The organism is Jeotgalibacillus malaysiensis, assembly GCF_044789845.1.
In the GTDB taxonomy this organism is placed as follows: domain Bacteria; phylum Bacillota; class Bacilli; order Bacillales; family Jeotgalibacillaceae; genus Jeotgalibacillus; species Jeotgalibacillus malaysiensis_A.
On sequence record NZ_CP085252.1, the window covers coordinates 490,288 to 517,079 of the forward strand.

At 44.7% G+C, this 26,792-nt stretch carries 32 protein-coding genes and 2 pseudogenes; 18 read left to right on the forward strand and 16 right to left on the reverse strand.

The annotated features are described in order from the left end of the window. Nucleotides 1-233 precede the first annotated feature (233 nt). The 5 genes from LG330_RS02875 (at nt 234) to LG330_RS02895 (ending at nt 4,485) form a co-directional block, all read left to right on the forward strand. A complete protein-coding gene (locus LG330_RS02875; protein ID WP_404407219.1) occupies nt 234-1,712 on the forward strand; it encodes a glycoside hydrolase family 32 protein in 1,479 nt (492 codons plus the stop codon). Beyond that, a complete protein-coding gene (locus LG330_RS02880) occupies nt 1,713-2,324 on the forward strand; it encodes a flavin reductase family protein (protein WP_404407220.1) in 612 nt (203 codons plus the stop codon). A gap of 308 nt (nt 2,325-2,632) precedes the next feature. Further along, entirely contained in the window at nt 2,633-2,836 is a 204-nt protein-coding gene (locus tag LG330_RS02885; RefSeq protein WP_404409478.1) for a helix-turn-helix transcriptional regulator, read from the forward strand. Continuing rightward, on the forward strand, nt 2,833-3,429 hold the full coding sequence (locus LG330_RS02890) for a hypothetical protein (protein WP_404407221.1): 597 nt from the start codon (nt 2,833-2,835) through the stop codon (nt 3,427-3,429). The genes LG330_RS02885 and LG330_RS02890 overlap by 4 nt, the downstream gene beginning before the upstream one ends. Before the next feature lie 87 nt (nt 3,430-3,516). Beyond that, nucleotides 3,517-4,485: a phosphotransferase gene (locus tag LG330_RS02895; RefSeq protein ID WP_404407222.1), complete on the forward strand. Its 969-nt coding sequence runs from the start codon at nt 3,517-3,519 to the stop codon at nt 4,483-4,485. A 126-nt stretch (nt 4,486-4,611) separates the two neighbouring features. On the opposite strand, the gene LG330_RS02900 is transcribed toward LG330_RS02895, so the two are convergent. Genes LG330_RS02900 through LG330_RS02915 form a run of 4 tightly spaced genes read right to left on the reverse strand, consistent with a single transcriptional unit; the run spans nt 4,612 to nt 8,423 of the window. Beyond that, nucleotides 4,612-5,619: a FecCD family ABC transporter permease gene (locus LG330_RS02900; RefSeq protein WP_404407223.1), complete on the reverse strand. Its 1,008-nt coding sequence runs from the start codon at nt 5,617-5,619 to the stop codon at nt 4,612-4,614. Further along, on the reverse strand, nt 5,616-6,614 hold the full coding sequence (locus tag LG330_RS02905; protein ID WP_404407224.1) for a FecCD family ABC transporter permease: 999 nt from the start codon (nt 6,612-6,614) through the stop codon (nt 5,616-5,618). The genes LG330_RS02900 and LG330_RS02905 overlap by 4 nt, the downstream gene beginning before the upstream one ends. Nucleotides 6,615-6,668: 54 nt before the next feature. Then, nucleotides 6,669-7,592 carry an iron-hydroxamate ABC transporter substrate-binding protein gene (locus LG330_RS02910; RefSeq protein WP_404409480.1) on the reverse strand — a complete coding sequence of 308 codons (924 nt, stop codon included), beginning with the start codon at nt 7,590-7,592 and terminating at the stop codon, nt 6,669-6,671. Nucleotides 7,593-7,613: 21 nt separating this feature from the next. Beyond that, the gene (locus tag LG330_RS02915) at nt 7,614-8,423 is read right to left on the reverse strand and encodes an ABC transporter ATP-binding protein (RefSeq protein WP_404407226.1); all 810 of its coding nucleotides are present in this window, start codon (nt 8,421-8,423) and stop codon (nt 7,614-7,616) included. 201 nt (nt 8,424-8,624) lie between these two features. Between LG330_RS02915 and LG330_RS02920 the strand changes: the two genes are divergently transcribed. Next, nucleotides 8,625-9,668, forward strand: coding sequence for an NAD(P)/FAD-dependent oxidoreductase (locus tag LG330_RS02920; protein ID WP_404409482.1), 1,044 nt, complete (start codon nt 8,625-8,627; stop codon nt 9,666-9,668). A gap of 338 nt (nt 9,669-10,006) precedes the next feature. Here LG330_RS02920 and LG330_RS02925 read toward each other — a convergent pair whose 3' ends face one another. Further along, nucleotides 10,007-10,198 carry a hypothetical protein gene (locus LG330_RS02925; protein ID WP_404407228.1) on the reverse strand — a complete coding sequence of 64 codons (192 nt, stop codon included), beginning with the start codon at nt 10,196-10,198 and terminating at the stop codon, nt 10,007-10,009. A gap of 135 nt (nt 10,199-10,333) precedes the next feature. On the opposite strand from LG330_RS02925, the gene LG330_RS02930 reads away from it, so the two are divergent. The 3 genes from LG330_RS02930 to LG330_RS02940 all read left to right on the forward strand — a co-directional run bounded on the left by LG330_RS02930 (nt 10,334) and on the right by LG330_RS02940 (nt 11,660). Then, nucleotides 10,334-11,176: a putative RNA methyltransferase gene (locus LG330_RS02930; RefSeq protein ID WP_404407230.1), complete on the forward strand. Its 843-nt coding sequence runs from the start codon at nt 10,334-10,336 to the stop codon at nt 11,174-11,176. A gap of 104 nt (nt 11,177-11,280) precedes the next feature. Beyond that, nucleotides 11,281-11,472, forward strand: a complete 192-nt coding sequence (locus LG330_RS02935; protein WP_404407232.1) for a hypothetical protein — start codon at nt 11,281-11,283, stop codon at nt 11,470-11,472. Beyond that, nucleotides 11,472-11,660, forward strand: a complete 189-nt coding sequence (locus tag LG330_RS02940; RefSeq protein WP_404407234.1) for a hypothetical protein — start codon at nt 11,472-11,474, stop codon at nt 11,658-11,660. Before LG330_RS02935 ends, LG330_RS02940 begins: the two co-directional genes overlap by 1 nt. Before the next feature lie 613 nt (nt 11,661-12,273). Here the strand turns inward: LG330_RS02940 and LG330_RS02945 are convergent. The 4 genes from LG330_RS02945 to hmpA form a co-directional block, all read right to left on the reverse strand. Then, nucleotides 12,274-12,438: a YvrJ family protein gene (locus LG330_RS02945; RefSeq protein WP_404407235.1), complete on the reverse strand. Its 165-nt coding sequence runs from the start codon at nt 12,436-12,438 to the stop codon at nt 12,274-12,276. 63 nt (nt 12,439-12,501) lie between these two features. Further along, nucleotides 12,502-12,723, reverse strand: coding sequence for a DUF2922 domain-containing protein (locus LG330_RS02950; RefSeq protein ID WP_404407237.1), 222 nt, complete (start codon nt 12,721-12,723; stop codon nt 12,502-12,504). A 33-nt stretch (nt 12,724-12,756) separates the two neighbouring features. Further along, nucleotides 12,757-12,975, reverse strand: a complete 219-nt coding sequence (locus tag LG330_RS02955; RefSeq protein WP_039807028.1) for a DUF1659 domain-containing protein — start codon at nt 12,973-12,975, stop codon at nt 12,757-12,759. A 261-nt stretch (nt 12,976-13,236) separates the two neighbouring features. Further along, a complete protein-coding gene (gene hmpA / locus LG330_RS02960) occupies nt 13,237-14,442 on the reverse strand; it encodes an NO-inducible flavohemoprotein (protein ID WP_404407239.1) in 1,206 nt (401 codons plus the stop codon). A 178-nt stretch (nt 14,443-14,620) separates the two neighbouring features. Here hmpA and LG330_RS02965 point away from each other — a divergent pair, with 178 nt between their 5' ends. From LG330_RS02965 to LG330_RS02985, 6 genes and pseudogenes are all read left to right on the forward strand, one after another. Beyond that, a complete protein-coding gene (locus tag LG330_RS02965) occupies nt 14,621-15,058 on the forward strand; it encodes an Rrf2 family transcriptional regulator (RefSeq protein WP_039807032.1) in 438 nt (145 codons plus the stop codon). Between the two features lie 113 nt (nt 15,059-15,171). After that, entirely contained in the window at nt 15,172-15,327 is a 156-nt protein-coding gene (locus LG330_RS02970; protein WP_404407241.1) for a hypothetical protein, read from the forward strand. After that, nucleotides 15,284-15,649 (forward strand): annotated as a pseudogene (locus tag LG330_RS18540) (protoglobin domain-containing protein); the annotation flags it as partial. The gene LG330_RS02970 and the pseudogene LG330_RS18540, both read left to right, overlap by 44 nt. Nucleotides 15,650-15,670: 21 nt before the next feature. Continuing rightward, nucleotides 15,671-16,466 (forward strand): annotated as a pseudogene (locus LG330_RS02975) (methyl-accepting chemotaxis protein). 168 nt (nt 16,467-16,634) lie between these two features. Then, a complete protein-coding gene (locus LG330_RS02980; RefSeq protein WP_404407243.1) occupies nt 16,635-18,077 on the forward strand; it encodes an NAD(P)H-binding protein in 1,443 nt (480 codons plus the stop codon). A gap of 11 nt (nt 18,078-18,088) precedes the next feature. Then, nucleotides 18,089-18,289: a hypothetical protein gene (locus LG330_RS02985; protein ID WP_404407245.1), complete on the forward strand. Its 201-nt coding sequence runs from the start codon at nt 18,089-18,091 to the stop codon at nt 18,287-18,289. Here the strand turns inward: LG330_RS02985 and LG330_RS02990 are convergent. The 7 genes from LG330_RS02990 to LG330_RS03020 form a co-directional block, all read right to left on the reverse strand. After that, nucleotides 18,270-19,427, reverse strand: a complete 1,158-nt coding sequence (locus tag LG330_RS02990) for a SidA/IucD/PvdA family monooxygenase (RefSeq protein WP_404407246.1) — start codon at nt 19,425-19,427, stop codon at nt 18,270-18,272. The genes LG330_RS02985 and LG330_RS02990 overlap by 20 nt on opposite strands. A gap of 16 nt (nt 19,428-19,443) precedes the next feature. Then, nucleotides 19,444-19,791 carry a hypothetical protein gene (locus LG330_RS02995; RefSeq protein ID WP_404407248.1) on the reverse strand — a complete coding sequence of 116 codons (348 nt, stop codon included), beginning with the start codon at nt 19,789-19,791 and terminating at the stop codon, nt 19,444-19,446. 12 nt (nt 19,792-19,803) lie between these two features. Then, complete coding sequence (rpsN, locus tag LG330_RS03000; protein WP_404407250.1) at nt 19,804-20,073, reverse strand: 30S ribosomal protein S14; 270 nt, start codon at nt 20,071-20,073, stop codon at nt 19,804-19,806. 115 nt (nt 20,074-20,188) lie between these two features. Continuing rightward, a complete protein-coding gene (locus LG330_RS03005) occupies nt 20,189-20,554 on the reverse strand; it encodes a YidH family protein (protein ID WP_404407252.1) in 366 nt (121 codons plus the stop codon). Between the two features lie 92 nt (nt 20,555-20,646). Further along, nucleotides 20,647-21,027, reverse strand: a complete 381-nt coding sequence (locus tag LG330_RS03010) for a hypothetical protein (RefSeq protein ID WP_404407253.1) — start codon at nt 21,025-21,027, stop codon at nt 20,647-20,649. Nucleotides 21,028-21,150: 123 nt separating this feature from the next. Further along, nucleotides 21,151-22,278, reverse strand: coding sequence for an NADH-dependent flavin oxidoreductase (locus tag LG330_RS03015; protein WP_404407255.1), 1,128 nt, complete (start codon nt 22,276-22,278; stop codon nt 21,151-21,153). A gap of 101 nt (nt 22,279-22,379) precedes the next feature. Next, nucleotides 22,380-23,324: a M23 family metallopeptidase gene (locus LG330_RS03020; protein WP_404407257.1), complete on the reverse strand. Its 945-nt coding sequence runs from the start codon at nt 23,322-23,324 to the stop codon at nt 22,380-22,382. A 427-nt stretch (nt 23,325-23,751) separates the two neighbouring features. Here LG330_RS03020 and LG330_RS03025 point away from each other — a divergent pair, with 427 nt between their 5' ends. The 3 genes from LG330_RS03025 (at nt 23,752) to LG330_RS03035 (ending at nt 26,647) form a co-directional block, all read left to right on the forward strand. Beyond that, nucleotides 23,752-24,795 (forward strand): fatty acid desaturase, encoded by a 1,044-nt coding sequence (locus LG330_RS03025; protein ID WP_404407258.1) that lies wholly within the window; start codon nt 23,752-23,754, stop codon nt 24,793-24,795. A 122-nt stretch (nt 24,796-24,917) separates the two neighbouring features. Continuing rightward, entirely contained in the window at nt 24,918-26,051 is a 1,134-nt protein-coding gene (locus LG330_RS03030; RefSeq protein ID WP_404407260.1) for a sensor histidine kinase, read from the forward strand. Further along, nucleotides 26,048-26,647, forward strand: coding sequence for a response regulator (locus tag LG330_RS03035; RefSeq protein ID WP_404407262.1), 600 nt, complete (start codon nt 26,048-26,050; stop codon nt 26,645-26,647). The genes LG330_RS03030 and LG330_RS03035 overlap by 4 nt, the downstream gene beginning before the upstream one ends. Nucleotides 26,648-26,792: the final 145 nt, after the last annotated feature.

Genomic DNA, 26,792 nt, shown 5'->3' on the forward strand with positions numbered 1-26,792 from the left:
AGTATCATTGGATGTACTTTGTTGGGTAAATATACCCGAAGTGTTGAAGTTTAATTTTAAGCGTCGAACATTGAGCGATGAGTGGCGAAGATGGAGTGGTGAACGTCGAACATCGTGTGTTAAGTGGCGAACAGCCCATGTTAAAGACGGAACCCCCAACCCAACCCCCAATTTCCCAACTGCATCCCACTAAGTGCTAAAATAAACTCAACAACCCGAAAGCAGGTGACGTAATGGAGAAGGAGATTCAAATTGCAGAGGCGTCGATTCAGGAGAAGGAGCAGGAAGCGCGGGCGCATCACTGGTATCCGCGGTTTCATGTGGCGCCGCGGGCGTATTGGATGAATGATCCGAATGGTTTTTCTTATTTTAATGGAGAGTATCATTTGTTTTATCAGCATCATCCGTTTTCACCGGAGTGGGGGCCGATGCATTGGGGACATGCGGTGAGCAGGGACCTGGTGAATTGGGAGCACCTTCCTGTGGCGCTTGCACCGAGTTTGCGGGACGATGCGGATGGATGTTTTTCGGGCAGCGCGATTGAGGTGGATGGAAAGCTGGTTGCGATGTATACGGGAAATGTGTGGACAGGTCCGGATCATGATACGGATCTGAAGCAGGTGCAGATGATTGCGGAAAGCAGTGACGGCATTCATTTTACAAAATGGGAGAAGCCCGTGATCACTGAGGTACCTGAAGGAGATATTCACCCATTCCATTTCAGGGATCCGAAGGTGTGGAAACGTGATGGTACATATTACTGTGTGCTTGGGTCGAGGACGAAGGATCATATGGGACAGGTGCTCCTTTACAAGTCCAATGATCTTAAAAGCTGGGATTTCGTAGCCGTTTCAGCGAAAAAAGAAGAGAATGGAGGATTCATGTGGGAGTGTCCGGACTTCTTTCATTTAGGGGAGAAGGACGTTCTTGTGATGTCGCCTCAGGGCGTGAAGCCTGAAGGTGACAAATTTCATAATCTCCACCAGGCAGTTTATGTCCTTGGTGAGCTGGACTATGAAACCGGGAAATTTACACATGAAGATTTTCATATGCTGGATGCAGGTTTTGATTTTTATGCGCCTCAGACACTTGAAGATCCTGAAGGCAGGCGCGTGATGATCGGCTGGATGGATATGTGGGAGAGCGAGATGCCAACGCAGGCGCATGGATTCTGCGGGGCGATGACAATTCCGCGTGTGCTTGTGCCTGACGGTGAACGCCTGCTCGTTCAGCCGCTGCCGGAACTTGCTGAACTGAGAAAAGAAGAAATGTACGTTGAAAATGAACCCATTTCATCTAAACAAACGTTTGATTCAATCAGCGGCACATGCCTTGAGATGAAGCTTGAAGTCAATGTGAAGGATGCTGACGCGTTTAACGTAAACTTCCGTTGCGGCAATGACGAGAAAACGGTTCTGAAATGGTCCAGACAGGAATCAGCAGTCACACTCGACCGTACTGCATCCGGTGCAGGGGTCAGCGGGACGAGAACAGTGGAAGTGAAGGAGCAGGACCGCTTAACGCTCCATTTCTTCCTTGATCAGTCATCTGCAGAAATCTTTATCAATAACGGTGAGGCTGTGATGACGGCACGGATTTATCCGGACGAGACGTCAGACGGAATTGAGTTTGAAGCAGGTGGTGAGGCTGTGATTGAGCGGCTTTGGAAGTGGGATTTGAATTCAGCTTTTTCATCAAAAGGAGGAATTTAATTGTTATCCATCAACCCTGAAAACCAATCAGAACGCGACAACTATAAACTTCTGACAGGCGGAATCATTCCCCGTCCAATCGCGTTTGTCACGACTGAGTCTGAGACTGGCGTGCTGAATGCAGCGCCATTTAGTTATTTTAATATTGTATCTGCTGACCCGCCGATGATCTCGGTGTCAGTTCAGCGAAAAGCCGGTGAGCAGAAAGATACGGCACGAAACGCTGAGTTTAAAAAAGAATTTGTCGTCCATGTTGTGGATGAATCGAACGTGGAAAAGGTGAATCAGACGTCAGCCAACTTGCCGGCTGATGAGAGTGAAGTTGAACTGGCCGGACTGACCCCTGTTGAAAGTGAAGTGGTGAGTGTGCCTGGTCTGGAGGAGTCCAGATTCAGAATGGAATGTGTCCTGGAGCAGAACGTCCAGCTGGGCGGACATGATGGAAAGCCTGCCGCAGACTTGCTGATCGGTCGGATTGTGCGGTTTCATATTGATGAAGCGATTTATGAAAAGGGACGTATCCATGCCGATAAGCTGATGGCTGTGAGCAGGCTCGCCGGTAGTAATTACGCGAAGTTGGGTGAAGTATTTTCGCTGGAGAGACCGAAATAATAGTATTGATGATGACCGGGGAGCGGGGTGCTTGCCGGTTTTTTTGTGTTTTTTGGAAAAGTGATTTATAGGTCTTTTTACACGATACGTCGAACAAGACTGATTGAGCGTTGAACTATAGTCGCTGAGTGTCGAAACTTTCTGTTTGAGTGTCGAACAACATTGCTTAAACGTCGAACACCACATGTTTTGCGTTGAAACCACTCACCAGCAAGTTAATAGAACCAACTAAATGTAAAACCAACTTTACAAAATGACAAGTCTACTTAACAATTTAACTAACATATATTGGAGGAGATTAAATGGCGATCAGGAATCGGGTGAAGGAGCTCCGTGCGAGGGATGGACTGACGCAGGGCGATCTCGCTAAGAAAATTGGTGTCACTAGGCAGACGATTGTGTCGCTTGAAAAGGGGAGTTATACGCCATCACTTCTGCTCGCGTTAAATATTGCAGAAGTGTTTGGAGAACCGGTGGAAGCTATTTTCACAAAAGAGGAGGAAGTTCAGTGAAACGGGTTTTGATTGAAACGATATGCAGTGTCATTTTTTACGTGTTGCTCGCGGTAGCGGTTAGCAGTACGATTCATACGATGAAGGAAATTGATGATGGATATGAGGCGATTGCCGTTGATGACGTACTTGGAAAGTCTGTAGGAGTATCAACTGAGATGACAATCGGGTCTTCAGGGATCAACTTTGAGGCCGTGCAGGAAGTCACGGACGAGGAATCCGGAGAGACAGCGTTTGAAACAGTCAATGTATCAATGAGTCCCATTCCATGGCTGCTTTTGTTTATTTTCACGATTCCATGGATGATCTACAGCTATAAAACACGCGACCGCTCCAGATCGTTCAATGCATTTGCGATGAATATGACAGAATTTCAGGAATCAGATGAGCGGGAGATTCAGATTACACGGAGTGCAACGAAGGCTGCGTATAAATCAGTGGGGGTCGCTGTTCCACTTTTAATTGCAACAATGGTAATTCAGCCGTTCCTGTGGGACACACTGCCGGCATATCCTGTATATCTGCTTGCAGCAGCGATCATCATCCCAACCTTTGTATACGGTCTTGTCTGGATAAAAGAATACAAAAGGTAAAAAGTTGAGTGTGATTTATAAGAAGGAAGGATTTTTGACGAAAATCTAGAATAACTAAGGTATTACGTCTGAAAGGATTGAGTCAATATGATCCACATCAAACATTCACTGATCGGAGAACAAACGATACAAGATCTGGCTCATGATTATGATCTTCCACACGTCACGGAATGTCTGTTTTTAGCGCGCGGTCTGAACGATACGTATGTGCTGAAAACAAATGAAGATAATTATATTTTCCGCGTGTACCGTAAAGGGTGGCGTGAAGAGGATGCGATTTTATTCGAGCTTGAAGCGATCGAGTTTGCTCAACATGAAGGCATTCATTCATCCGTTCCTGTAAAACGGAAAGACGGGCATTATTTAACTAAAATTGAAGCGCCTGAAGGAACGCGTTTTGGCGTTATGTTTACTTATTCTAAAGGAGAACGTCCTGAAATTACGGAAGAAAACAGCGGCAGAATCGGCCGTGCGCTCGCAAATTTACACAATGCAACGGACAGATTCAAGCCGACTTACAGCAGAGGGTACGAACTGAACGTGAATCATTTATTAAAAGCGCCTGTTGCAATTATTATGAAGCGGCTTGGTCATGCGCTCACTGAAGAGCAGGAGACGTTGCTGCACGAAGTGGTCAGTAAGGTAAAGGAAGTGGCTGAAAATAAAGAGCTTTCCTATGGATTCTGTCACGGCGACTTCCATAATTTTAACTTCCATTTACATGATGGAAATCTAGAAGCGTTCGATTATGACTGCTGTGGTACAGGGTACCGGGCTTACGACCTGGCTGTATTCTGGTGGAACCTTAAAAATAATTATCCGCAGCAGGAAAAGACGTGCTGGCGCTCATTTTTAAATGGATATGAGAGTGTGCGGAAGATAGATGAAGTCGACAAAAAGGCTCTTCCATACTTTGTAGCTGCCCGCCGGATCTGGTTTATGGGTGTGCTCGCTGCAAATGAAGATGTCTGGGGTCGTGCGTGGATTAATGAACAGAATATGAATCACTTTTTCGGTCAGCTTGCATCAGATGTGCGAGGATTCAAGAGTGAATAGATGAAAACCCGCTGGATGGACCAGCGGGTTTTCATCTTTAGATATGCCAGGTGGAGGGGGAGGTCTTTTTACATGATTCTGAGAACCATCGAGATTTTTCTAAGAACCACCACCAACAACCAATAATCACTTCTTCAACAGCAGCCACACAAAGTAAGGAGCCCCAATAATCGCCACAATCACCCCTGCAGGAACACCGCCAGGCTCAATAATGTTACGCCCGATTGTATCAGCGACAAGCAGCAGCCAGCCGCCGATCAGCATAGCGAGCGGAATAAATAGCTGGTTACGCGGACCGACAAGTGATTTTGCAATGTGCGGTGCCATCAAACCGACAAACGCGATGCCGCCGGTGACTGATACTGCTGCTGCAGCAAGTGCCACGGCAGCGAGCATCAGAATGATCCGATCTTTATTCACGCCGACACCAGCGCCGACAGCCACCGGTTCACTTAAATTTAGAATGTTAAGCTTCTGCGCACTGAACAAAACAAACGGAATCAGCACAAGGAGCCATGGAACCATTGCCCACACAAACGGCCAGTCAGTTCCCCAGACACTTCCCGCCAGCCACGAAGCGATGAAGTCTACTTTTTGGCGGTCAGTAGAAGAGATCAGGACAACCATCAGCCCTGAGAGCGCCATCGAAAAGCCAACACCCACAAGGATTAGGCGAATCGGCTGAAGCCCTGTGCTTTTCTCGTATGCAAATAAATAGATCAATATAGCAGTAACGAGTGCCCCTGCAAATGCAACAGCAGGAATCATATAAGCAAATGAATCTGCTTCAAGCGGTGCGTACAAAAAAAATACAGCGACTGCAGCCCCGGCACCGGAGTTGATTCCGATAATTCCCGGGTCTGCGAGGTCATTACGCGTGATACTTTGTAAAACTGAACCGGAAACAGCGAGCGCCATCCCTGCAAGCAGCGTGATCAGCATACGCGGCAGTCTCAGTTCAAATAACACAAACTCATCCTTGAATTCCCCCTGGCCAAGCAGGGTAGGGAGGATACGACTGTAGGAAACCGATGAGTAGCCGAAGCCGATACTGACAATCATCGTCAGCACAACAATCAAAATAAAAGTAATCATTAAGATTCTCTGTTTTTTCAAAAGCTGCGGATCAATCATGCAGACATCGACACTCCTTTCCGTACAACGTATAAGAAGAAAGGAAGGCCAAGCATCGCAACAATTGCGGCTACAGGCGTTTCAAACGGCGCATTAATCAGCCGGCCGAATGTATCGGCAAACAGCATGAACGAGCCGCCGATCAGCACGCACATCGGTAAAATAAAGCGGTAATCCGTTCCGACAATCGCGCGTACAATGTGAGGGACAAGCAGCCCTGCAAATGCAATATTACCTGCAAGTGCAACGGCAGAGCCTGCAAGAAGCACAGTTAACACGAAAAACACTGCTTTTACCTGACCTGTTTTAGAGCCGAGTCCAACAGCGACTTCCTCGCTCAGACTGAGGATCGTCAGCTGTTTTGAGAATAAAACCGCAGCAATCATACCACCTGCAGTAATCGGAATCAGCAGTTCAAGCTGTGTCCAGGTGGTGCCGATCAGTCCGCCGGCAGTCCACTGGGCCACATTTTGAGAAAGCCTGAATGTCAGTGCAATCCCTTCTGAAATCGCAAAAAGAAACGCTGATACAGCAGCACCTGCAAGAACGACACGGATCGGTGAAAAGCCGCCGCGTTTCAATGAAGCAATCCCGAAAACCAATCCGGCTCCGACAGCAGCTCCGATAAAGCAGGCAATGATAATCCCCATATAATTAATCCCCGGTATAAAAGCAAAAGCAGCTGCAAGCGCAGCATTAGCACCGGCAGTTAAGCCGAGCAGACCAGGGTCCGCCAGTGGGTTTCTCGTCATTCCCTGCATAATTGCACCTGATACAGCGAGAGAGGCGCCAACGACAACAGCTGCAACTTCGCGCGGAAACCGGATTTCAATTAATACAAGGGAGGTGGCACTGCGATCTCCTGTGAAGGCAGCACGGAATACATCCCTAAGTGTTGTATCTGCAGCCCCAAATGTGACGGCTACTGTAAACATTGCGATCAGGAATATACCTGCAATGATAAATCTGAGCCCGATCGATTTTTTCTTATCCATTGAATTCACTCATTTCATGCGAAAAAAGGCTGCAGCATCTGCAGCCTTTTCCGGTCATTCATTACCTAAGAAGTTTTCCTCGAAGAATTCCAGCTGATATTCAAGCGTAATCGGATCGTTGAAATAGAACTTTTCAGCATCTGCTACAAACGCATTTCCATTTTGAACAGCAGGAATGTTTTTATACGTTTCTGTCTCCATAAATGAGTTATCAGCATCAGCAACGCGGCTGACGATCAGATAATCACCGACAAAATCAGGCAGTACTTCTGAAGATAAAGTATAGTAGCCAGGCTCAAGCGCTTCTTCCTGTACTTTTTCAGGCATGTTCAGACCCATTTCCTGATACAGAATTTCTGTACCGCGTGCCCAGTTATCGCCGAATACATAAAGCTGCTTATCAAAGTTTTCGATGACAGTAACTGTTGCATTCTCACCGATTTCAGCTTTGATTTCTTCACCTGTTTCAGCAGCACGCTGCTTGAAATCTTCTACCCATTCAGTTGCTTCTTCTTCTTTATTCAGTACTTTTCCAATTTCAATATGCTGCTCAAGGTAATCCAGTGCACCGTATGTAAAGGTCACAGTTGGTGCGATTTCACTGATCTGATCAAGGTTTGGTTCACTTGCAAGTCCGATAATTAAATCAGGCTCAAGCTCAATGATTTTCTCAATATTTTCAGCAGATACTTCTTCAGCGTCTCCGAAGTCATAGTTAGGACTTGAAGCAGACCATGAATCAACACCGACAATATCGTCATCAAGGTGAAGGACATTTCCTGCATATGTGGATAACACGACGATTCTTTCAGGATCAGCCGGCACCTCTACAGGACCGTTTTCAGACTCATACGTAATCGTTTCTTCTGCTGAAGAACCTTCAGCAGGCTCTGTGTTTTCAGAAGCTGAATCCTCGTCAGATCCGCAGGCTGCAAGTGCAAATGCAGCGATTGTAAATGGTAAAAGTGTTTTCTTCAGGCTTTTCATGTTCATTCTCCTCTATTGGTTCACTGCGATCTTTTCAGCAGCTTTCACTAAGTTATAAGTCAGACACATTGGTTTATTTGTAACAGGGTCGCGACCGATTGTTGCATCTATATTGAATACTTTTCTCAGGACATCAGGCTGGATGATTTCTTCACAGGTACCGGTTTTAACGATTTCACCGTCTTTCAGCGCAATGAGGTAATCTGCAAAGCGTGCAGCCTGATTCAGGTCATGAAGGACCATAATGATTGTGCGTCCCTGTTCCACGTTCAGGCGCTGCAGCAACTCAAGCACTTCAAGCTGGTGGGCCATATCAAGGTAGGTTGTCGGCTCATCCAGGAAAATAATATCTGTTTCCTGAGCGAGTGCCATCGCAATCCAGACGCGCTGGCGCTGACCACCTGATAGGGAATCGACGGCACGGTGCTTAAATTCAATCGTATCGGTGACCTCAAGTGCCCAGTTCACAATTTCAATATCTCTTTTCGTTAACCTGCCAAGGCCTTTCTGATGAGGGAAGCGGCCGTATGAGACAAGTTCTCCTGCAGTTAATCCGGCAGCGCTTTCAGGTGTTTGCGGAAGGATCGCCATTTTCTTTGCCAGTGCTTTTGTACCTTCCTCTGAAATCGGCTTACCATCTAAAATCGCATTTCCTGACTGATGGTTGATGATACGGGTCATTGCTTTTAAAAGTGTTGATTTACCGCAGCCGTTTGCACCAATAATTGTCGTGATTTTCCGGTCAGGAATCTCTATGCTCAAATCTTTTACGATTGTTTTCTCGCCATAACCGATTGATAAGTCCTGTGTATATAGACGCATATAAAGGTGCCTCCTATTTAATACGTATGATAATGATTCTCACTAGCAACAATCCAACTATAATCACCTGCTACAAAATTGTCAATGTCATTTCTGTGAAGCATATGCTACAATAATCAGAGAATTATAAATGAGAATGAGAATCATTAACTTATACATCAACGTTCACGGGAGATTTCAACTTGAAAATCAGGAGTGAAGATCATGGAGAAAAAAATATTTGACGTGACAATTATCGGTGGAGGTCCTGCGGGATTATACTCAGCATTTTACAGCGGGCTGCGTGGAATGACAGCGAAAATTCTTGAGTATCAGCCGCATTTAGGCGGAAAAGTAAACGTGTATCCGGAGAAAATGATCTGGGATGCAGGGGGCATGCCGCCTGTTACAGGTGCAAAAATGGTGGAGCAGATGGTCGAACAGGGACTCACATTTAACCCGGAAGTTCATTTGAATGAAAAAGTTGAGTCCATCAGTAAAAATGAAAACGGTCACTTTATCGTAAAAGCTGCGAGTGGAAATGTACATATTTCTAAAACGGTCATCGTAGCGGTCGGAAGTGGAATTTTAAATCCACAAAAGCTGCAGATCGAAGGGGCAGAGCGTTTTGAAGTATCCAATCTTCATTACACAGTGCAGTCGCTGAAGAAGTTTAAAAATAAGACGGTCCTGATCTCAGGTGGCGGAAATACAGCAATTGACTGGGCGAATGAGCTTGAGCCGGTTGCGAAAAAAGTATATATCACACACCGCAGCTGTAACTTCAAGGGGCATGAATCGCAAATCGGTCAGCTGATGAACAGCACAGCTGAATGTCTGTTGAATACACAGATCACGAAGCTGCATGCAAATGAGGCACACGATGCAATTGACCGTGTAGAGCTGACGCACAGCATTACCAATGAGTCGAGTTCACTTGAAGTGGATGATGTCATTATCAATCACGGCTATGAAATTGATGCTTCACTCATTAAAAACAGTGAACTGCCAATCCAGATGGTCGACGAGTATTTCATTAAAACGGAGTCCGGAGGAGGTTCAAGTGTGCCGGGTCTTTATGCTGCAGGGGATATTTCGAAGCATGATGGCAAGCTGAATCTGCTGATGGGTGCCTTCCATGATGCAGCGAATGCAGTGAACCAGGCGAAGCGTTACATTACGCCTGATGCAGGAGCAGCTGCGATGGTTTCTTCACATAATGATGTATTTAAGGAAAAGAACCGTGAACTGGTGAAAAATATATAGGTTGATGAAGAGGCTGGGACATATATTTGTCTTGGCCTTTTTAATCGTTTCGCTGCGCTACACTGGACTTTCGATAATCAGAAACCTGTTTTATCAATTATAATTTAAGTTAAACATGTAATTATCCACAATCCCTCCACCAAAAACCCGAATATTCAAGTCATCCACATGTGGATAAAGTAAAGAGGTTTCACTTGTTTTTTCAAGGATTTTTGGTGGATATGTGCATAACAGGTGTGAATAACTGATGAGCCTGTGCATAATAATATTCGTCTGATCCCAGAATTTATCTCTCATACATAAAAAATTGCCTGAAGAAAGCTCTTCAGGCAATTTTTTTAAATGCTGTTATTCTTGCTGATCCCGGAATCGTCCCGTACAAGGCCTTTCGTTTTTGCTTCGTGCAGCTGAGTTTTCAGTAGTGGATCATCGTGTTCATGATTGTTATAGTTATCTTTTTCATCTTTACCAGTCATCTTGTTCAGCACGTCTTTAACCTTTTCGCCGAAATCCTGATGCTTGTTTTCCATTGTGAAACACTCCTTAGGATTTTGCTTTTCATTTACCCGCTCAGCGGTTCGACAAACATTTGTCACATTTGAAATGAAGAAAACATTTCTGTCGCTTTTTGTTATGATAAAGAAAAATTGATCGGAGCGTTTTGTATGAAATTAAAGAAGAGGGAAGCAGCTGCAATCAGGTTCAGAGAGCAATTTCCGCATCTGCTGTGTCCTGTATGCGGGGAAAAGCTTGGTGTGGAAGAACTGATACTGGTCTGCGTGCACAACCATCAGTTTGATATTGCCAGGAATGGCTCGCTTCATCTATTAACGAAAAATATTAAAACGAAGTATACGAAGGATCTGTTTGAGGCGCGACATTATTTCATGTATGAAGCAGCGTTTTTTGAGCCTGCGATTGATGAGGTTATTACGTATTTGAGAACGAAGAAGCCCGGCGTCATTCTTGATGCGGGCTGTGGTGAAGGGACTCATTTAGCTCAAACGGTTGAGTCACTTGACGGCTTTACAGGCGTTGGGGTTGATCTTGCGAAAGACGGAATCCAGACTGCAGCGCGTTTTTATGAACAGGCGTTATGGGTTACGGCTGACCTTGCAAAGGCGCCGGTAGAAAGCGGGTCAGTGGATTATCTACTGAATATATTGTCACCGGCAAATTACCGTGAATTTGCCAGACTGTTAAAAGAGGATGGGGAAGTCATTAAAATTGTTCCGCGCTCCGGTTATTTACAGGAGCTGCGACGGCACTATTTTGGCAGCGGATATGAAAATGATGAAACAGTTTCTACGTTTTATGAGCAGTTCGATGTAATTGAAAAGATGACTGTGACAGTCGTTCAGCGGCTTGATCAGCAGGCGATCACAGCGCTGGTTCATATGACACCGCTCAGCTGGCGTGCTGAGCCTGAAAAAGTGGCATCTTTTAAAGCTTTGACCCAAACGGATATGACGCTTGATGTGGAAATATTAATCGGGCGGAATAAATGAAATGAATCAAAACCTTGAACAATTACAGGAGTGAGCACTTTTTTGCGTGAATCTGTGTCATACTGTATCTATCTGAAAAAGCTGATTAAAAAGGAGCGTCAACATTGTCATTTGTGATCCGTTTTGTTATTTACACAGCCATTTATTTTGTATTCTCAGCGCTATGGGACCTTGCACTTGCTGATCAGATTAACTGGGGACCAAACGCAGTCCAGTCTGTGATGTTTGGATTCTTCTTTACGATGTTAATGTGGTATTTTGAGGTTAAAAGACGTAAGAAGGAGCAGCAATCGTAATGAAAAAACGCGCAATGGGCGTCTTCATTGTTGTTTTCAGTCTGCTTGGTATTTTTGATCTGATTCAAAATGGAGAAGTGTTATTTCTCGTGAATATTGTTGCGGCTGCAGCTTTCGCATTTGCTTATTACCTGCTCTGGAAAAAGATGGGCTGGTATAAAGCGCCCGGGGAAAATAAAAGAACCTGAAACGGCTTTCCGTTTCAGGTTCTTTTAATGTCCAGCTCCAGGCGCTAGCTCCTCGGGTCACAAGCCACGCATCGGTAAACGGGAAAGGTCACCCGTTTTCCGCTCCGCGTCTTATGCCCGTCGCAGCTGAACGAGCGCCTTCCGCTTTTCGATGGTGTCCAGCTTCAGCAGGCAGGTCCTCGAGTCATAAGCCACCTTGAGAAAATGGGAAAGGTCACCCATTTCTCTCAGGTCGCCTTATGCTTGTCGGGTCTGAGCAAGGCGCTTCCGCTTTTCTTCTTGTCCAGCTTCAGAAGGCAGGTCCTCGAGTCATAAGCCACAATGAGAAAATGGGAAAGGTCGCCCATTTCTCTCATTGCGTCTTATGCTTGTCGGACCTAAACGCCTTCTTACGCTTTTCTTTTTGTCCAGCTTCAGGCGCTAGCTCCTCGGGTCATAAGCCACGCATCGGTAAACGGGAAAGGTCACCCGTTTTCCGCTCCGCGTCTTATGCCCGTCGCAGCTGAACGAGCGCCTTCCGCTTTTCGATGGTGTCCAGCTTCAGCAGGCAGGTCCTCGAGTCATAAGCCACCTTGAGTAAATGGGAAAGGTCACCCATTTCTCTCAAGGCGTCTTATGCTTGTCGGACCTGAACGCCTGCTTCCGCTTTTCTGTGTTCAGTTAATCCGTGAATGGATTGGATCACTGCTTCAAGCTTGGCTTCAATCCGGTGAAGTAAATACAGCGTCACAATGATTGGGAAACCAACATCACTGATAAAAGAAATCCACTGCTCCATTCCTTCAGCTCCTTTCGCAAAATTGAAAAGACGATCAGCCCTGAAGCCGACCGCCTTTTCTGATTAAACGCCTAATTCAACTGCTTCAACGCCTCTTGATACAACGCGTGCGCTCTTGATGCCTGTAAGCGCGCCTGATGGAGAGATAAACAGATTCTCATCAATCACCGCCTGCATCGCAGCCTGAACTGCTGCCGGATCAACCGGCTCAAGCGGGTTATCGACTGTTAAAGAAGCGTTTTTGCCTTCTTCAGTGATAAATACAAGTTCTAGTGTTTTATTCATGTAAGTTCCTCCTTTCTAAATTGATTTTGCTAATTAGATCGTTACAGCACCTGTTTCGATGTGGCCGATCTCAATAAGTGGGTAGCCTGATAGAGAAGCAAGTGCGACTGAAGTGTTATACATCTGTTCTGCCGATGCATTCAGGCGGACTCTGCTGTATGTCTTACGTTTTGTAAATGGCTTACCTGCTTCGTTCAGTCCTGCATCAAACAGCAGGCTGATTCTGACGTTGTCTGTAGTTACGCTTGGCATGCTGATCACCTCCTTTCACTCACTAGATCGTAAGTGGAGGGGGAAAGGGATACCCCTTTTTAAAAAAGTTGTCGGGTTTGGGAGAGGACGGGATAGCTTTCGGGTCAGATCGGGGAAATTTCGGGTCAGGTCCGGCATTTTTGAGGTCACATCGATCCATTTTCGCGTCACATCAGACAAATTCACGGTCACATCCACTCACCACGATCAAGCCACGCAAAAAAGCCCCCGCAACACGAGGGCTTTCACGTTCAACATCATTTACACAGTCTGCTCAGTCTTAATCGCCATCGCAGGACCGAAGAATTCGAAGTTAATCTTTTCAGCAGGCACACCGATTGAAGTCAACGATTGAATCACGGCCTCCATAAATGGAACCGGGCCGCATACGAAGAATTCACCTTCAAGGTTTGCTGCCTGCTTTAATACTTCAGCATTGATAAACCCTGTGAAGTCTCCATCAAGTCCTTCCTGTTCGTAGACAATATAACTTTTTCCGTTAGAAAGCTTTGATACGGTGTCTTGAACGTCCTCACCAAAAGCGCGAACGTCCTGATTACGTGCAGCATGGATAAAGGTAACTGGCCGATCTGCGTTTTTTTCAGCGATTGATTTTAGCATCGTATACATTGGTGTGATTCCAACACCGCCGCTGATCAAAGTAAGCGGGTGTTCCTCGTGAATATTGCAGAAGAAATCTCCTGCAGGTACGCTCAGTTCAAGAGTATCTCCTTCTTTTAACTCGTCATGAAGGAATGTTGATACGCGTCCATTTGGATCCATCTCTGCTTCTTTTTTAACAGAAATTCTGTAATAGTCAGGTGTATAGGCAGTAGACAGGCTGTATTGACGGTTCAGCAGATACTCATCACCCGGAATTTTCGTGCGGATCGTGACATACTGTCCAGGCTTAAATGCAGGCAGATTTTCTCCGTCAGCAGGCTTCAGGTAAAAAGAAGTAATTAATGAGCTTTCCTGTTCTCTTTTAGCAATGATAAAGTCTTTAAAACCTTCCCAGCCTCCGTCAGCTGAAGCGGCTTCATCATACATTTCCTCCTCGATTGAAATGAATGCATCTGCAATGACACCGTATGCTTCACCCCATGCCTGCAGGATCTCGTCAGTTGCGGCATCACCAAGTACGTCTTTGATCGCCTTCAGCAGATACTCTCCTACGATCGGATAGTGCTCTGGCAATACGCCGAGACTGCGGTGTTTGTGGGCGATTTTTTTAACGGCAGGAATAATGGCTTCAAGCTGATCAATATGAACAGCAGCTGCATATACCGTATTAGCAAGCGCTGTCTGCTGGCGTCCCTGCTTTTGATTTGCATGGTTAAAAATATTTAGCAACTCAGGGTGCGCTTCGAACAGCATTGAATAAAAACGGGTTGTGATTTCAGTTCCTTTTACTTCAAGTGCAGGGACAGTGGCTTTTACCGTATCGATTGTCTGTTGAGATAGCATGTAATCAATCACTCCATTAAAGATGTATTTTTAATATATCTTAATGATAAGGCATCTAATTTTAAAAGCAATATAGAAAATACATCTTTAATAAAATAGACACATCTAATCTTTCGTTTTGGCAGTCATGTGTCTTTATATGTATAATTAAATCTTAATCATAGATAGGGTGAGGTTAATGAAATTAACTTTATATACAGATTACTCTCTGCGCGTGCTGATCTATCTTGGCGCAAAAGAAGAGGGAGAGCTCTCTAACATTCAGGAAATCGCTGATGCTTATCAGATCTCGAAAAATCATCTGATGAAAGTCACACATGAGCTCGGCAAGCTGGGCCTCATTGAAACGATTAGGGGGAGAAAGGGCGGGATCCGCCTTGCAAAAAAACCTGAAGAGATCAATGTAGGAAAAGTGGTCAGAAAAACAGAGGATCATTTTGAACTGGTCGAATGCTTTCAGCCCGGCGGAGGAAATTGTGTCATTTCCCCGGTATGCGGACTAAAGCACGCACTTGCAAAAGCGTTGCAGGCTTATTTAAAAGTACTGGATGAATATACACTTGCTGATCTCGTGCATAATCCACTCGAGCTGCGCAGCCTTTTTCAGAATGATTAATAGACAAAGTCTCTTTTATGAGGCTTTGTTTTTTTATGATAAATAGGGTATAGGAATAAAGAATTATTATATAATAAAAGGACTATTATCATAATATAAGTGAGGGTATATGAATGCTAACATTTAAAAGAAAAGAAATTTCCCATTACAACGCGCCAATGACTTATCCTGCAAAAGGAGAGATTGCCAATACAAAACGAGAGTTCGCAGACAGACTATTTTTATATGGGATTCAAACAGGAACACGTGCAAAAGCTGCAGGAGCTTAGTCCTGTCATCACTTTCATTCTGGATGATATTCTGGAAAATGTGCTCGACCATTTAATGAAAAGCCCGGAGATGGCAAAGATTGCTTCAGAATCATCAACACGTGAACGCTTGAAAAAGGTATTTGCCGACTACTTCAGAAGCTTACTCAGCGGAAAACTGGATGATGAGTATTTTGCGATGCGTAAAAGAATGGGAGAAACACACAACAGATTCGGTGTACCGGTTACATGGTTTCTTGCAACCTATGCATCTTTCCAGACACTGCTTATTCCAAAAGTAGTAGAGAAGCTTCAAAAGGACCCTGACGAGCTGCAAAAATCACTTTTAGCGATTACACATGTGATGAACCTTGATTCACAGCTTGTAACAGACCATTATATGACGATCAGAATGAACGCGCTTGAAGAAGCCAATCAGCGTAATGAACAGCTGCAAATGGAGATTGCTTCTGTCAGCCAGGAAGTTGCAGCCTCTGTAACACAGGCTGAGCATACGGTGATCAGAACAAGTGAAAGTGCAGCGCAAATTTTAGAAGAAACCGGTCAGACAGAGAAGTCCAGCAAAAACCTTGTAGGTCTGGCAAAAGATAATGCAAAGCTGATGAATGAAATGGAAAGACAATTTGTTCAGTCTGCTGAAAAGGTAGGATTGTCAGTAGAAGGGATGAACAATTTAAAAAATACCTCTGAAGAAATTATAAAAATGACGCAGGGCATTGAAGCCATCGCTGACCAGACAAACCTGCTGGCATTAAACGCCTCCATTGAAGCGGCAAGAGCGGGCGAACACGGAAGGCTTTGCGGTTGTAGCAAGTGAGGTCAGAAAGCTTGCTGAAAATGCAAAGGCACTGAGCGGTCAAATTAATGGATTGATTGATCAAAACAATAAAGGCATTCAATCCCTCGTTGTACAGATGAAGGAACTTAATGAGGAAAACCATGCTTCACAGGATAATGTGAAACGGGTCAAAACCGGATTAACAACCTTCCAGGTGGAGATGGAAAACTACCTTGAGATGTTCGGCCGCAACAAAAAAGACCTTGAAACAATCGTAACCTCTATTCAGGAGATCAACGAAACAACAACCGGACTTTCATTGGCAACAGAACAGCTTGTGAAGAAGGCAGAGCTTAAATAAAAATAATTCTACTCTATGTGAAAACATAGTGCAGCGAAACGGTTAAAGACTGAGACACCTTCGTCCCGGTCTTTTTTCTATGCAAAAAAGCATCTGCTCTTGATTGTTAGTACCTGGATATTACCGGGTATACATATTAGATATGACGAATAAAAGGAGAGCGATTTTATGGGAAACAACAGACCGGTCGTTGCACTGACAGGGGCAACAGGTTATATAGGCGGAAACCTGCTTGAGCAGATTCAGGAAAAAGCAGATGTGATTGCCCTTTCAAGAAGCGGTGATGATAAAGAAAATACAGAACGTGTTACCTGGCGTTCTGCTGACTTCTTTTCGATGAAGGATGCTGAAAAAGCGCTTGAGGGAGCAGATTATGCGATTTACCTTATTCATTCCATGAAGCCTGCAGCTAAATTAACACAGGCGAAATTTGAGGATATGGACCTGATTCTGGCAGATAACTTTGCTCGTGCAGCGAAAAAGCAGGGAGTAAAGCAGATTATTTACCTGAGCGGGATTGTTCCTCAGAATGAAGAGCGCAATAAATTGAGCCGGCATTTACGCAGCCGTCTTGAAGTGGAAAAGGTACTTCGTGCATATGGAACGCCCGTTACGACCATTCGTGCGGGACTGATTGTCGGGCCAAAAGGATCTTCCTTCCCGATCTTATCCAAGCTCGCAAAAAGACTTCCATTTATGCTGCTGCCAAAATGGACACGTACCAAAACACATACAATTGCCCTGAAAGATGTGGTGGGGTCATTGAGTAAAAGTGTAGGTAATAAGGAAGTGGAGGACCGGTCAATTGATGTCGGAGGACCGGAAGTCATGACATATAAAGATATGATGATTCAGACTGCTGAAGTGATGGGCAAGAAACCGAGAGTGATCGATGTTCCGTTAATGACGGTCAATTTGTCGCGTTTATGGGTCATGCTTGTGACAGGCGCTTCTAAGGAGATGGTTTATCCACTGGTGGAAAGCCTTCAGCATCCAATGGTAGCTAAAAATAAAGTTGAAGGAATCAGTGACGGTCAGATCTCTTTTAAAGAAGCTGTTAAAACTGCTTTAAAAGAGGAAGAGGAATCATCAGGTGCACCGGATTATCTGAAACCTGATCCAATTGGAAAAGATGTCCGCTCTGTTCAGCGCGTCATGCTGCCGGAAGGTAAAAATGCAGAGTGGGCTGGTGAGGAATATATGGACTGGCTGGCTACGTTTGCGAAGCCGCTTCTGTGGACAGAGGTCGATTCTCATAAAAAGGGTCAGGTGTTTCTGCTCAGCAAAAATAAGCCTTTACTTGAGCTGTCATATGCCCCTGAGGAAAGCGATCAGTACAGGGCACTCTATAAAATAACAGGCGGCCGGTTTGCTTCGGTCACAGAAAACAGCCGTGGAAGAATTGAGTTCAGACAGATTCCTGACACGCAGGAATGTATCATTGCAATTCACGAATATGAACCAGCGATGCCATGGTTTATCTATAAATATACCCAGGCCAACGTACACCAGATTGTCATGTACCTATTTAAAAAGCATCTGGAAAGATTGATGAAAAGTGCACGTCACCATGAGGATTCCGGTGCTGAAAAAGAAGTCGTGGAAGCATAGGAGGGATTCAAATGTTCAAGCAGGGGTGGAAGCTCGTTTTGCTCATTATCTCAATCTTCTTCTTTTTCCTGGCAGCAGTCAGCCTGCTTTTAACCAGTGCAGAAGAGACCGCGTTTTTAGGCGGTGTATTCGGAACCAATATTCTGCTTAGTATCGCATTATTGTTTATGATTCTCTATATTGCTGCCAGGTTTAGAAGAAAGCTGCTGTGATTCGATCTGCAGCTTTCATTGCCCCAATCACATTTCTTGAAGAAGGACCAAGCTCAAGTTCAGCAAGTGGTCCCGAGACAAATAAATGATCGCACCACTCAAGCTGGTGATTGACAAGAGGGAATCCGCAGTGTGCGCACTGCAGGTTCTCTTTTTTGATTAGGTTAGCCAGAAAATCAGCAGACATGACATCAGGGGCAAACCCTGTTGCAAAATAAATCGTTCTGACCTTCAGCTGTTTTCCAGACTGAGTGATCAGAATAAACTGATTGTTCTTATACTCAATATCTACGATTTCATCAATCAAAAGACGATAGGCATCTTTTTTTCTGAAGTGATGAAGCTTTTGATTCAGCTCAGCTGGTATTGATCCTTTATGTCTTGTCTGCTGGATCGTCCGCCGCTTTTCCTCTGCGTTCATTTTACTGAAGCCATCCATATATTTTGGCCCGAGCCAACCAGGGTCACTGTCAAAGTCGTGCACCCTGTAACCGTGTCTGGTGATCTGAGTAACCTGCCCCGGAGATTGTTTAGACAGCTTAATCGTTAAATGGGCGGCGCTGATTCCACCGCCAACCACTGCTATCGGACCTTCTGGTGCTGCTTTTCTGTTATCAAAGACATGTGAGACTCGGGAAGGAGCCAGTTTTTTAGCTTTGTGACCCCATTCAGGTAAAAACAGCCGACGGTTTATCCCGGTTGCGATCACAAGGTTTTTTGTATAAAACCGGTCACCTTTTTTTGTCTGAACCATCCAGTGATCGCTTTCTCTGACGACTATGCTCATTAAACCAGTATGCCAGCTTTTACATAATGCAGTCTCCTCTATGACACGATCACAATGCTCGTTAAACAGATGAAGGGACGGCCGGCTGTATGGACCGTAAAAGTCGGTTTCAGTGCCGGCTTGTTTTCCATATTGCTTCAGGCTGAATGGTTTAATGTCCAGATGGTGGACCCCGGGTGAGCGCAGGTAGGGCATATCGATAAACGCTGTACGCTCCTTCCAGTCAGCAAGCGGCTCAGGGTTGGGATCAATGATTTTTAGTTGATCCGGCTTTATGATGTTTTGTTTTATAAGATGTGCAGCGATCGTACAGCCATGTATACCGCCCCCGGCAATCAGCCATTCAAACATGTTCTCACCTCTACCTCTATACAGTCAGCAGAAAATACTGGGAAGTGACAGCACCCGGGTGTCGCTTAACAGGTGTTTTCTCTTCCCACTTCAGACGTTTTAATTTCTGGTTAATCTGTTCATCAATATGAATTTCAATCTTTTTCATCCGCATTATGACCTGTTCAAAGGTCAGATCGAACTGCTGAGCTGCAAGTGTATGTGGGGAATGCTGTACAAGCTTTTGAAGAAACTCTTCTTTTGTTTCACATTGAGCAGCAATCTCTTCTTCAGCTTCAGTAACAAATGTATATAATGATTGATCAAAAGGAGAGAGGGATCGTACACAATCTCTCTCCAGAATCTCCAGTAAATAAGGGTTCATCAGACACACTCCTTACCAGCTTGATTTTTTAACCCCGGGTACCTGACCTTTGTGGGCATACTCTCGAAAAGCAATTCTGGACATTTTGAACTTTCTCATGAACCCGCGTGGACGGCCTGTTACTTCACAGCGACTCTTCAGTCTTGATGGAGCTGAATCTCTTGGAAGTTTTGCTAGCGCCGCGTAGTCACCGGCTTCTTTTAATTCTCTTCTTCTCTCTGCATATTTTTCAACAAGTGCCTGACGCTTTTTTTCCTTTACTACTTTTGATTTTTTAGCCATTGATAAAATCTCCTTTTTAAATCGTAACGATTACGTTTTATAAATGTAAGTTAATCATATCCTAAAATCGATTGCAAGCATAAAAAAATACCCTTTTTAAAAAGGGCAGAAGCAGTTAGAGGCTGAACACAAAATAAATCGCAAACAAAATCGCTACAATCAGCACGAATACGCCAAGCAAAATCACTGTATATCTTGAAGAATGGAATGATTGATTATTAATCGATCTAGCATTTTTAAAGTAAGAAATCATGGCAAGAATAATCGTTAGGATGCCGAGAAATACTGAAAAGAAGCCGATAAAGTTTATAAAGGAATCTGTGTTATAAGCGCCGGAGGTTTCAATTGTGTAGTGAAGGTTCGTGACCAGAAATCCGATTCCGATCAGTGCGATAGCAGTTCTGATCCAGGCAAGCATCGTCCGTTCATTGGCAAGGTGCTGCTGAATCAGTATTTTTTCAATATCAGGATCTTTAGCCATAAGGTCACCTCTTTTAATAGACTCAGTTAGTAAGATTCCCTTTTTAGCAATTAAAAAACAAAAACTCCTGCCTCAAAAGACAGGAGCATCCTTTATTCCTCATGCTTCATAAATGCCAGAAGTGCAAAGAGGAAAAAACTAGCCAGCAGTGTAACACCGCCGCCGATATATACGATAAAGTAAAATGGCTGTGGTACGTTGAAAATATCCAGGATCATTCCGGATGTTAATCCGATGGTTCCGATGATCGCAGTATACACGTGAGCAGTTGCAAGTTTTACTGACATGGGCTTAAATACACGGTAGTAGACCGCCCATGAGAATAATGACAGCCAGCCGACAACGAGGATGTGGGCGTGAGCTGCTCTGAAGGCATAGTCATAAGAGCCTGCCATGTGTCCACCAATCCCGGCACCGATTAAGCCGAAGATTGCGGCTGTTTTTAACAGTAAGTTACTGTGTTTTTTGTGCATGAAATTCCGCTCCTTTTTACATCATCATCCTCTTATTCTAACGGGAATCAGCAGCGGGTGCTATGAATCTATATGACAAATTAAAGAAAAATCCCCACTCCGGGTAAGAGTAGGGATGAGTCATTATGCGTTTTGGTGTTCCTTTACAGGGAACCAGCCTTTAGTATTTACAATTGCCTGCCATAGTGGTTCAGGGACAGTGAGTGTTTCACGGTCATCTACTGACAGTGATGTTCTGATCTCACTTTCACGTCCTGCTTCAACCTTCTGAATCCATTGCGGCTCTACAATGATTTCACGGCCGAGCGCGATAAGCGGCACGCCGCCTTCCATTGCTTTTTCCACATCATCTGGCGTATGAAGTGATCCAACGCCAATGATTGGCAGTTTGTCGCCGACGCGGTCCTGGATCAGCTGAACGCGTGATGCTGTATCAGAATCATCGCGCATTGATCCCTGATGGAAGTCCTGAACAGATACATGCAGGTAGTGAAGGTCTTCCTGTGCAAGACGATCTGTAAATGTCAGCGTGTCTTCCATTGTGATACCAGGCTCTTCACGTTCTTCAGGTGACAGACGATACCCAACGATAAATGATTCATCGCCGAACGCTTTTACCGTTTTATTTACTTCATCAATGACTGCAAGCGGGAATGTCATACGCTTTTCAACAGATCCGCCCCATTTATCTTCGCGTCTGTTCGAATGAGGTGAGAAGAACTGCTGAATCAGGTACGTATTTGCTCCGTGAATTTCCACGCCATCAAATCCTGCTTCGATTGCACGGCGTGTTGCATCACCAAATGCCTTAATGATTGTTTCAATTTCATCATTTGTTAGCTCGCGTGGTGTCATTGCCCCTTCACGTACAGGTGCTACAGCACTTGCACTTACTGTCTGATTGTCAGGAAGCAGTTCAGGCGGTGACATTCTGCCAGCATGGAAGATTTGTAAAATGGCTTTTGCTCCTTCACCTTTAATCGTATGAGCAAGCTTTTTAAGACCTGGGATCAGATCATCGCGGTGTGCACCAATTTCACCATGGAAGCCTTTGCCGTCATCCGTTACATTGGCTACTGCAGTCAGGACTGCCCCAACGCCGCCGGAACGGACGCGGTAATATTCAATCTCCTCGTCAGTAACTTCACCGTTATCCTTTGAAGAAAAGTTTGTCATAGGCGCCATCAGCACTCTATTTTTAAGCGTAATTCCATTTTTAAATGTAAATGATTCTAAGAATTTTTTAGTCATGATACTTTTCCTCCTTCATCGATCGAAAATGTCATGTCACGAGATCCATTATAATCGGTCTTTCGGGTAACTAAAAGAAACCTGCTCAGGTAATGTGCAGGTCAGCTTGATTCCCATTTTCTAAGAGAAGGAGTTGGATCGTATGCCCATTGATTTTTTCCATTATCAATATACAATCCGTAATGCAGATGCGGAGGGAATTTGCCACTCGTTCCTTCTTTTCCATAACCGGAGCTTCCGACGTAGCCAATCAGGTCACCGGCCTTTACAATGTCACCCTGCTTCAGCCCTTTTTTAAAGCTGGAGAGGTGAGCGTAATAGTGATAAACGTTGTGAATGTCTCTAAGTCCAATCCGCCATCCTCCATAATCGTTCCATCCGAGCGCTTCAATCTTTCCGTAAGTCGTGGCTAACACAGGCGTTCCGTAGCCTGCAAAAATATCAGTTCCTTCGTGCATTCTCCGTCCACCCCAGCCCCTTTTGCCACCCCAGGTAGATCTGTAGCTGTATAAATAATCTTTTTGCAGCGGAAACACATGGGTGTAAAGGTCGAGCGTGTTAAATTGCTGATATAGCTCAGCGATGGTCATGATCTGACTGACGGATTCTTTTCTTTCATAGTAAGCATTTAAAGCATCCTTAAAAGAACCATAGCTGTTAATATAATCTGCTAATGATCCGAAAATATCCTCTGGGTCGTTCGGGTCAGCCTTGCCGTCCCCGTTTGCATCCTGTCCGATTCCTCCAAAAAACCCGATGAAATAGGGTGACAGATTTGATTGATCGGGATGAAGCGGACCGAACCACCGATCCTCAGGGATGGTAAGAGCAAGCGGACCCTCTTTTTTCTCAATGTCCTGTCGGAGCGGCTGAATATTCCGCTCAAACTGATCAATCGCTGCAAGATAATACCACGGCACGCCCTGGTGATGATAGGCAGTGTAATAAGTCAAACGTTCGTTTAAAAGTGTCTGCCGGTTTTCCTCAGCCATTGCTGTTGAATAAAATAGCAAGAAGCTAAACGCAGCAGCTAAAAAAGTCTTCATATGGCTCACCTCGGAAGTAGTATATGCAATTGAGGTGAATTCAAGCGTGTTTTTTGCTTTAGGTTTGCGATGTTAGGGGTTGGGAGGATGTCGCTGTTTTTAGTAGAGATGTAGGAGTTTTGTTCGGAGTTTTCATGATACACATAGGGAGTTGCAGCAATCACGTGCTCAAGTTGTAGCAATCTTCACCGGTGTTGTTGCGATACACCAGGGTAGTGGTAGCAATCACATGCCAGCTTGTAGCAATTAGCTGGAGAAATTTGCTGTGTTGGTATATTTCCGCGTCTTATGCTTGTCGGGTCTGTTCAAGGCGCTTCCGCTTTTCGATATATGACAAGTGTCATATGTTATTCCTTACACTCATGACTTATTTTGTTTCGGGGAAAGCTTTATGATGAGGTCATAAGAGTTACAAAAGGAGGAAAACATGAGTAAACAAAAAACAGCAGAGCTGCGTAAAAGTGTCTCTCCTTACGAAAAAGCAGATATGAAAGCAAGTATTAGACAAATGATTAACACGATACCGCCATTTTTTATTTTATGGTTTCTGGCGTACCAGAGTCTTGAGATTTCTTACTTCTTAACATTAGGTCTTGGCATTGTTGCGGCAGGGTTTGTCGTGCGAATCTTTATTATTTTCCATGATTGCTGTCACGGATCATTTTTCAAAAATAAAAAACTGAATAACCTTGTTGGGACATTATCCGGGATTGTGACGATGTTCCCGTATGAAAAGTGGAAGCGTGAGCATTCGATTCACCATGCGACAAGTGGTAATCTTGATAAGCGCGGAACTGGCGATATCTGGATTATGACAGTGGAAGAGTATAAAAAAGCTTCACGGAAAGAGCGTCTTTCTTACAGAATGTATCGTAACCCGCTTGTGATGTTTGGACTCGGACCGATTTATCTGTTCCTTGTGACAAACCGTATGAATAGAAAAGATGCGCGTAAAAAAGAGCGTAAGAACACATATATTACCAATGCGTCAATTGTTGTTTTATACACGGGTATGATTTTATGGCTTGGCTGGGAAGCCTTCCTTCTTGTACATGGTCCAATCATGTTTATCTCAGGGTTCCTTGGGATCTGGCTGTTTTATGTACAGCACCAGTTCGAGGATTCTTATTTCGAGGATGAATCTGAATGGGATTATGTGAAGGCTGCTGTAGACGGAAGCTCTTTTTACAAGCTGCCACGTGTGCTTCAGTGGGTGACTGGTAATATTGGTTATCATCACGTACACCATTTAAGCCCGAGAGTACCGAACTATCATCTTGAAAAAGCGCATGAATCAACACCGCCGCTTCATCAGGCGACCACGATTACAATGCGTTCAAGTTTGGAATCAATTAAATTCCGACTGTATGATGAATCACGTAAAACATTTGTCAGCTTCAGCGAAGTGAAGAGACAGATTAAAAAAGAAAAAATGTCGATTGAACTTCGCCGCATGCAGACGAGATCTTAAATTGAAGCGCCTGGAGGGTTTATGACCTTTCGGGCGTTTTTTCAATTGTGCGGGCGCAGACGTTTCTTCTGATCTGGCTTTCATCCGTGCTATACTAAAATCGAGAGAAAGGCGGAATGCTTGTGCAGAAATGGTATAATATTTTCCCGCAAAATACAGGCTTGAATATATATATTTGGATTATCTTTTGTATGCTGCCTTTTTATTTTATTTTCAGGTCGTCCGGCTGGGTGGAAATTTCAGCCGGCGTCGCGATGATTCTGGTGTTTTTTGCAGCTTACCGCCTCACTTATTTAACAAAGGGCTGGGTGAACTACGTCTGGGTGGGGATTGCGATTGCGATCAGTATTGCGATGACGATTCTGTTTGGATTCGTGTACTTTGCGATTTTCCTGTCATTTATGATCGCAAGCGTCCAGCATAAAGTAGGATTTTTCACACTGTATGGCATTCTTGTCGGTTCTACAGTGATCACCGTCAACATTGCATTCTTTACGCAGGATCAGCTGTTTTTCACGCAGTTTCCATTCGTACTGATCAGTGTGATTGGTGTGATTTTGCTGCCGCTTAATTCTTACAACAGAATGAAAAGAGAGAAGCTTGAAGGGCAGCTTGAATATGCACAAAAGCGGATTTCAGATCTGATGGTCATGGAAGAACGTCAGCGGATTGCCAGAGATCTGCATGACACGCTTGGGCAGAAGCTCTCGCTGATCGGTCTGAAGAGTGATCTCGCTGCCAAGTTAATTACGGCAAATCCTGAAGGTGCTAAAAGTGAGCTGAACGATATCAATCAGACAGCGCGGACTGCACTAAAAGAAGTGCGTGAGCTGGTATCAGATATGCGCGGAACGAAGCTTGATGAAGAGGTTACCCATATCCGTGAACTGCTTCACGTGGCACAGATTAAACCTGAAGTAAAAGGTAATCCGGTGCTTGAGAATGTACCGCTTTTAGTGGAAAATGTAGTGAGCATGTGTTTGAAAGAAGCTGTAACCAACGTTGTAAAGCACAGCAGCGCCACGCGTTGTAAAGTCATGATTGAACAGCTTCCTAAAGAATTAAAAGTGACTGTTGAAGATAATGGGAAGGGCTTTACGCTCGACCGTTCAATAGAAGGAAACGGGCTAAGGGGCATGAGAGAGCGCCTGGAGTTTGTAAATGGAACGCTTGATGTAGAAAGCGGACTCGGTACAACCATTACGATTTGTGTGCCGACGATCCTGAAGCAGGTGTCTAAGGAGGAAGCGCTATGATAAAAATTGTGTTAGCTGAAGATCAGACAATGCTGCTAGGAGCGCTTGGCTCCCTGCTTGATCTTGAAGAGGATATTGAAGTGATCGGAAAAGCAAAAAACGGTGAAGAAGCCGTTGAAGTGGTCAAGTCACTGAAGCCGGACATTTGTGTTATGGATATTGAAATGCCACTGAAAACAGGTCTTGATGCAGCTGAAGAACTAAAAGATGAACCTTGTAAAATCATTATCCTGACAACCTTTGCAAGACCGGGCTATTTTGAAAGAGCCAGGAATGCAGGTGTTAGTGGCTATTTGCTGAAAGACAGCCCAAGTGAGGAACTGGCGCGTTCGATCCGTACCATTATGGACGGGCGCAGAATCTACGCCCCTGAACTCGTTGATATGGCATTAACAGAAGCCAATCCGCTGACAGAGCGCGAACGCGAAGTTATGGAACTCATCGCAGAAGGAAAAACAACGAAGGAAATCGCAGGTACACTCTATATCACGAACGGCACCGTCCGAAACTATATCTCAGTCATACTAGACAAGCTGGAAGTCTCAAACCGAATCGAAGCCATCTCCCGCTTCAGAGAGAAGGGCTGGTTTAAGTAATATCATTTGTTCCAGTGTAAAAGAAATAGTATTGTATTGTTCACTTCAGAGGTGAGCGAAGCGTAAGGCGGCGACTCCAGTGGGAGTAGACGGACAGGTGAGACCCCGCAAGGCGAAGCCTGAGGAGGCTCACCGCCGTCCCCAC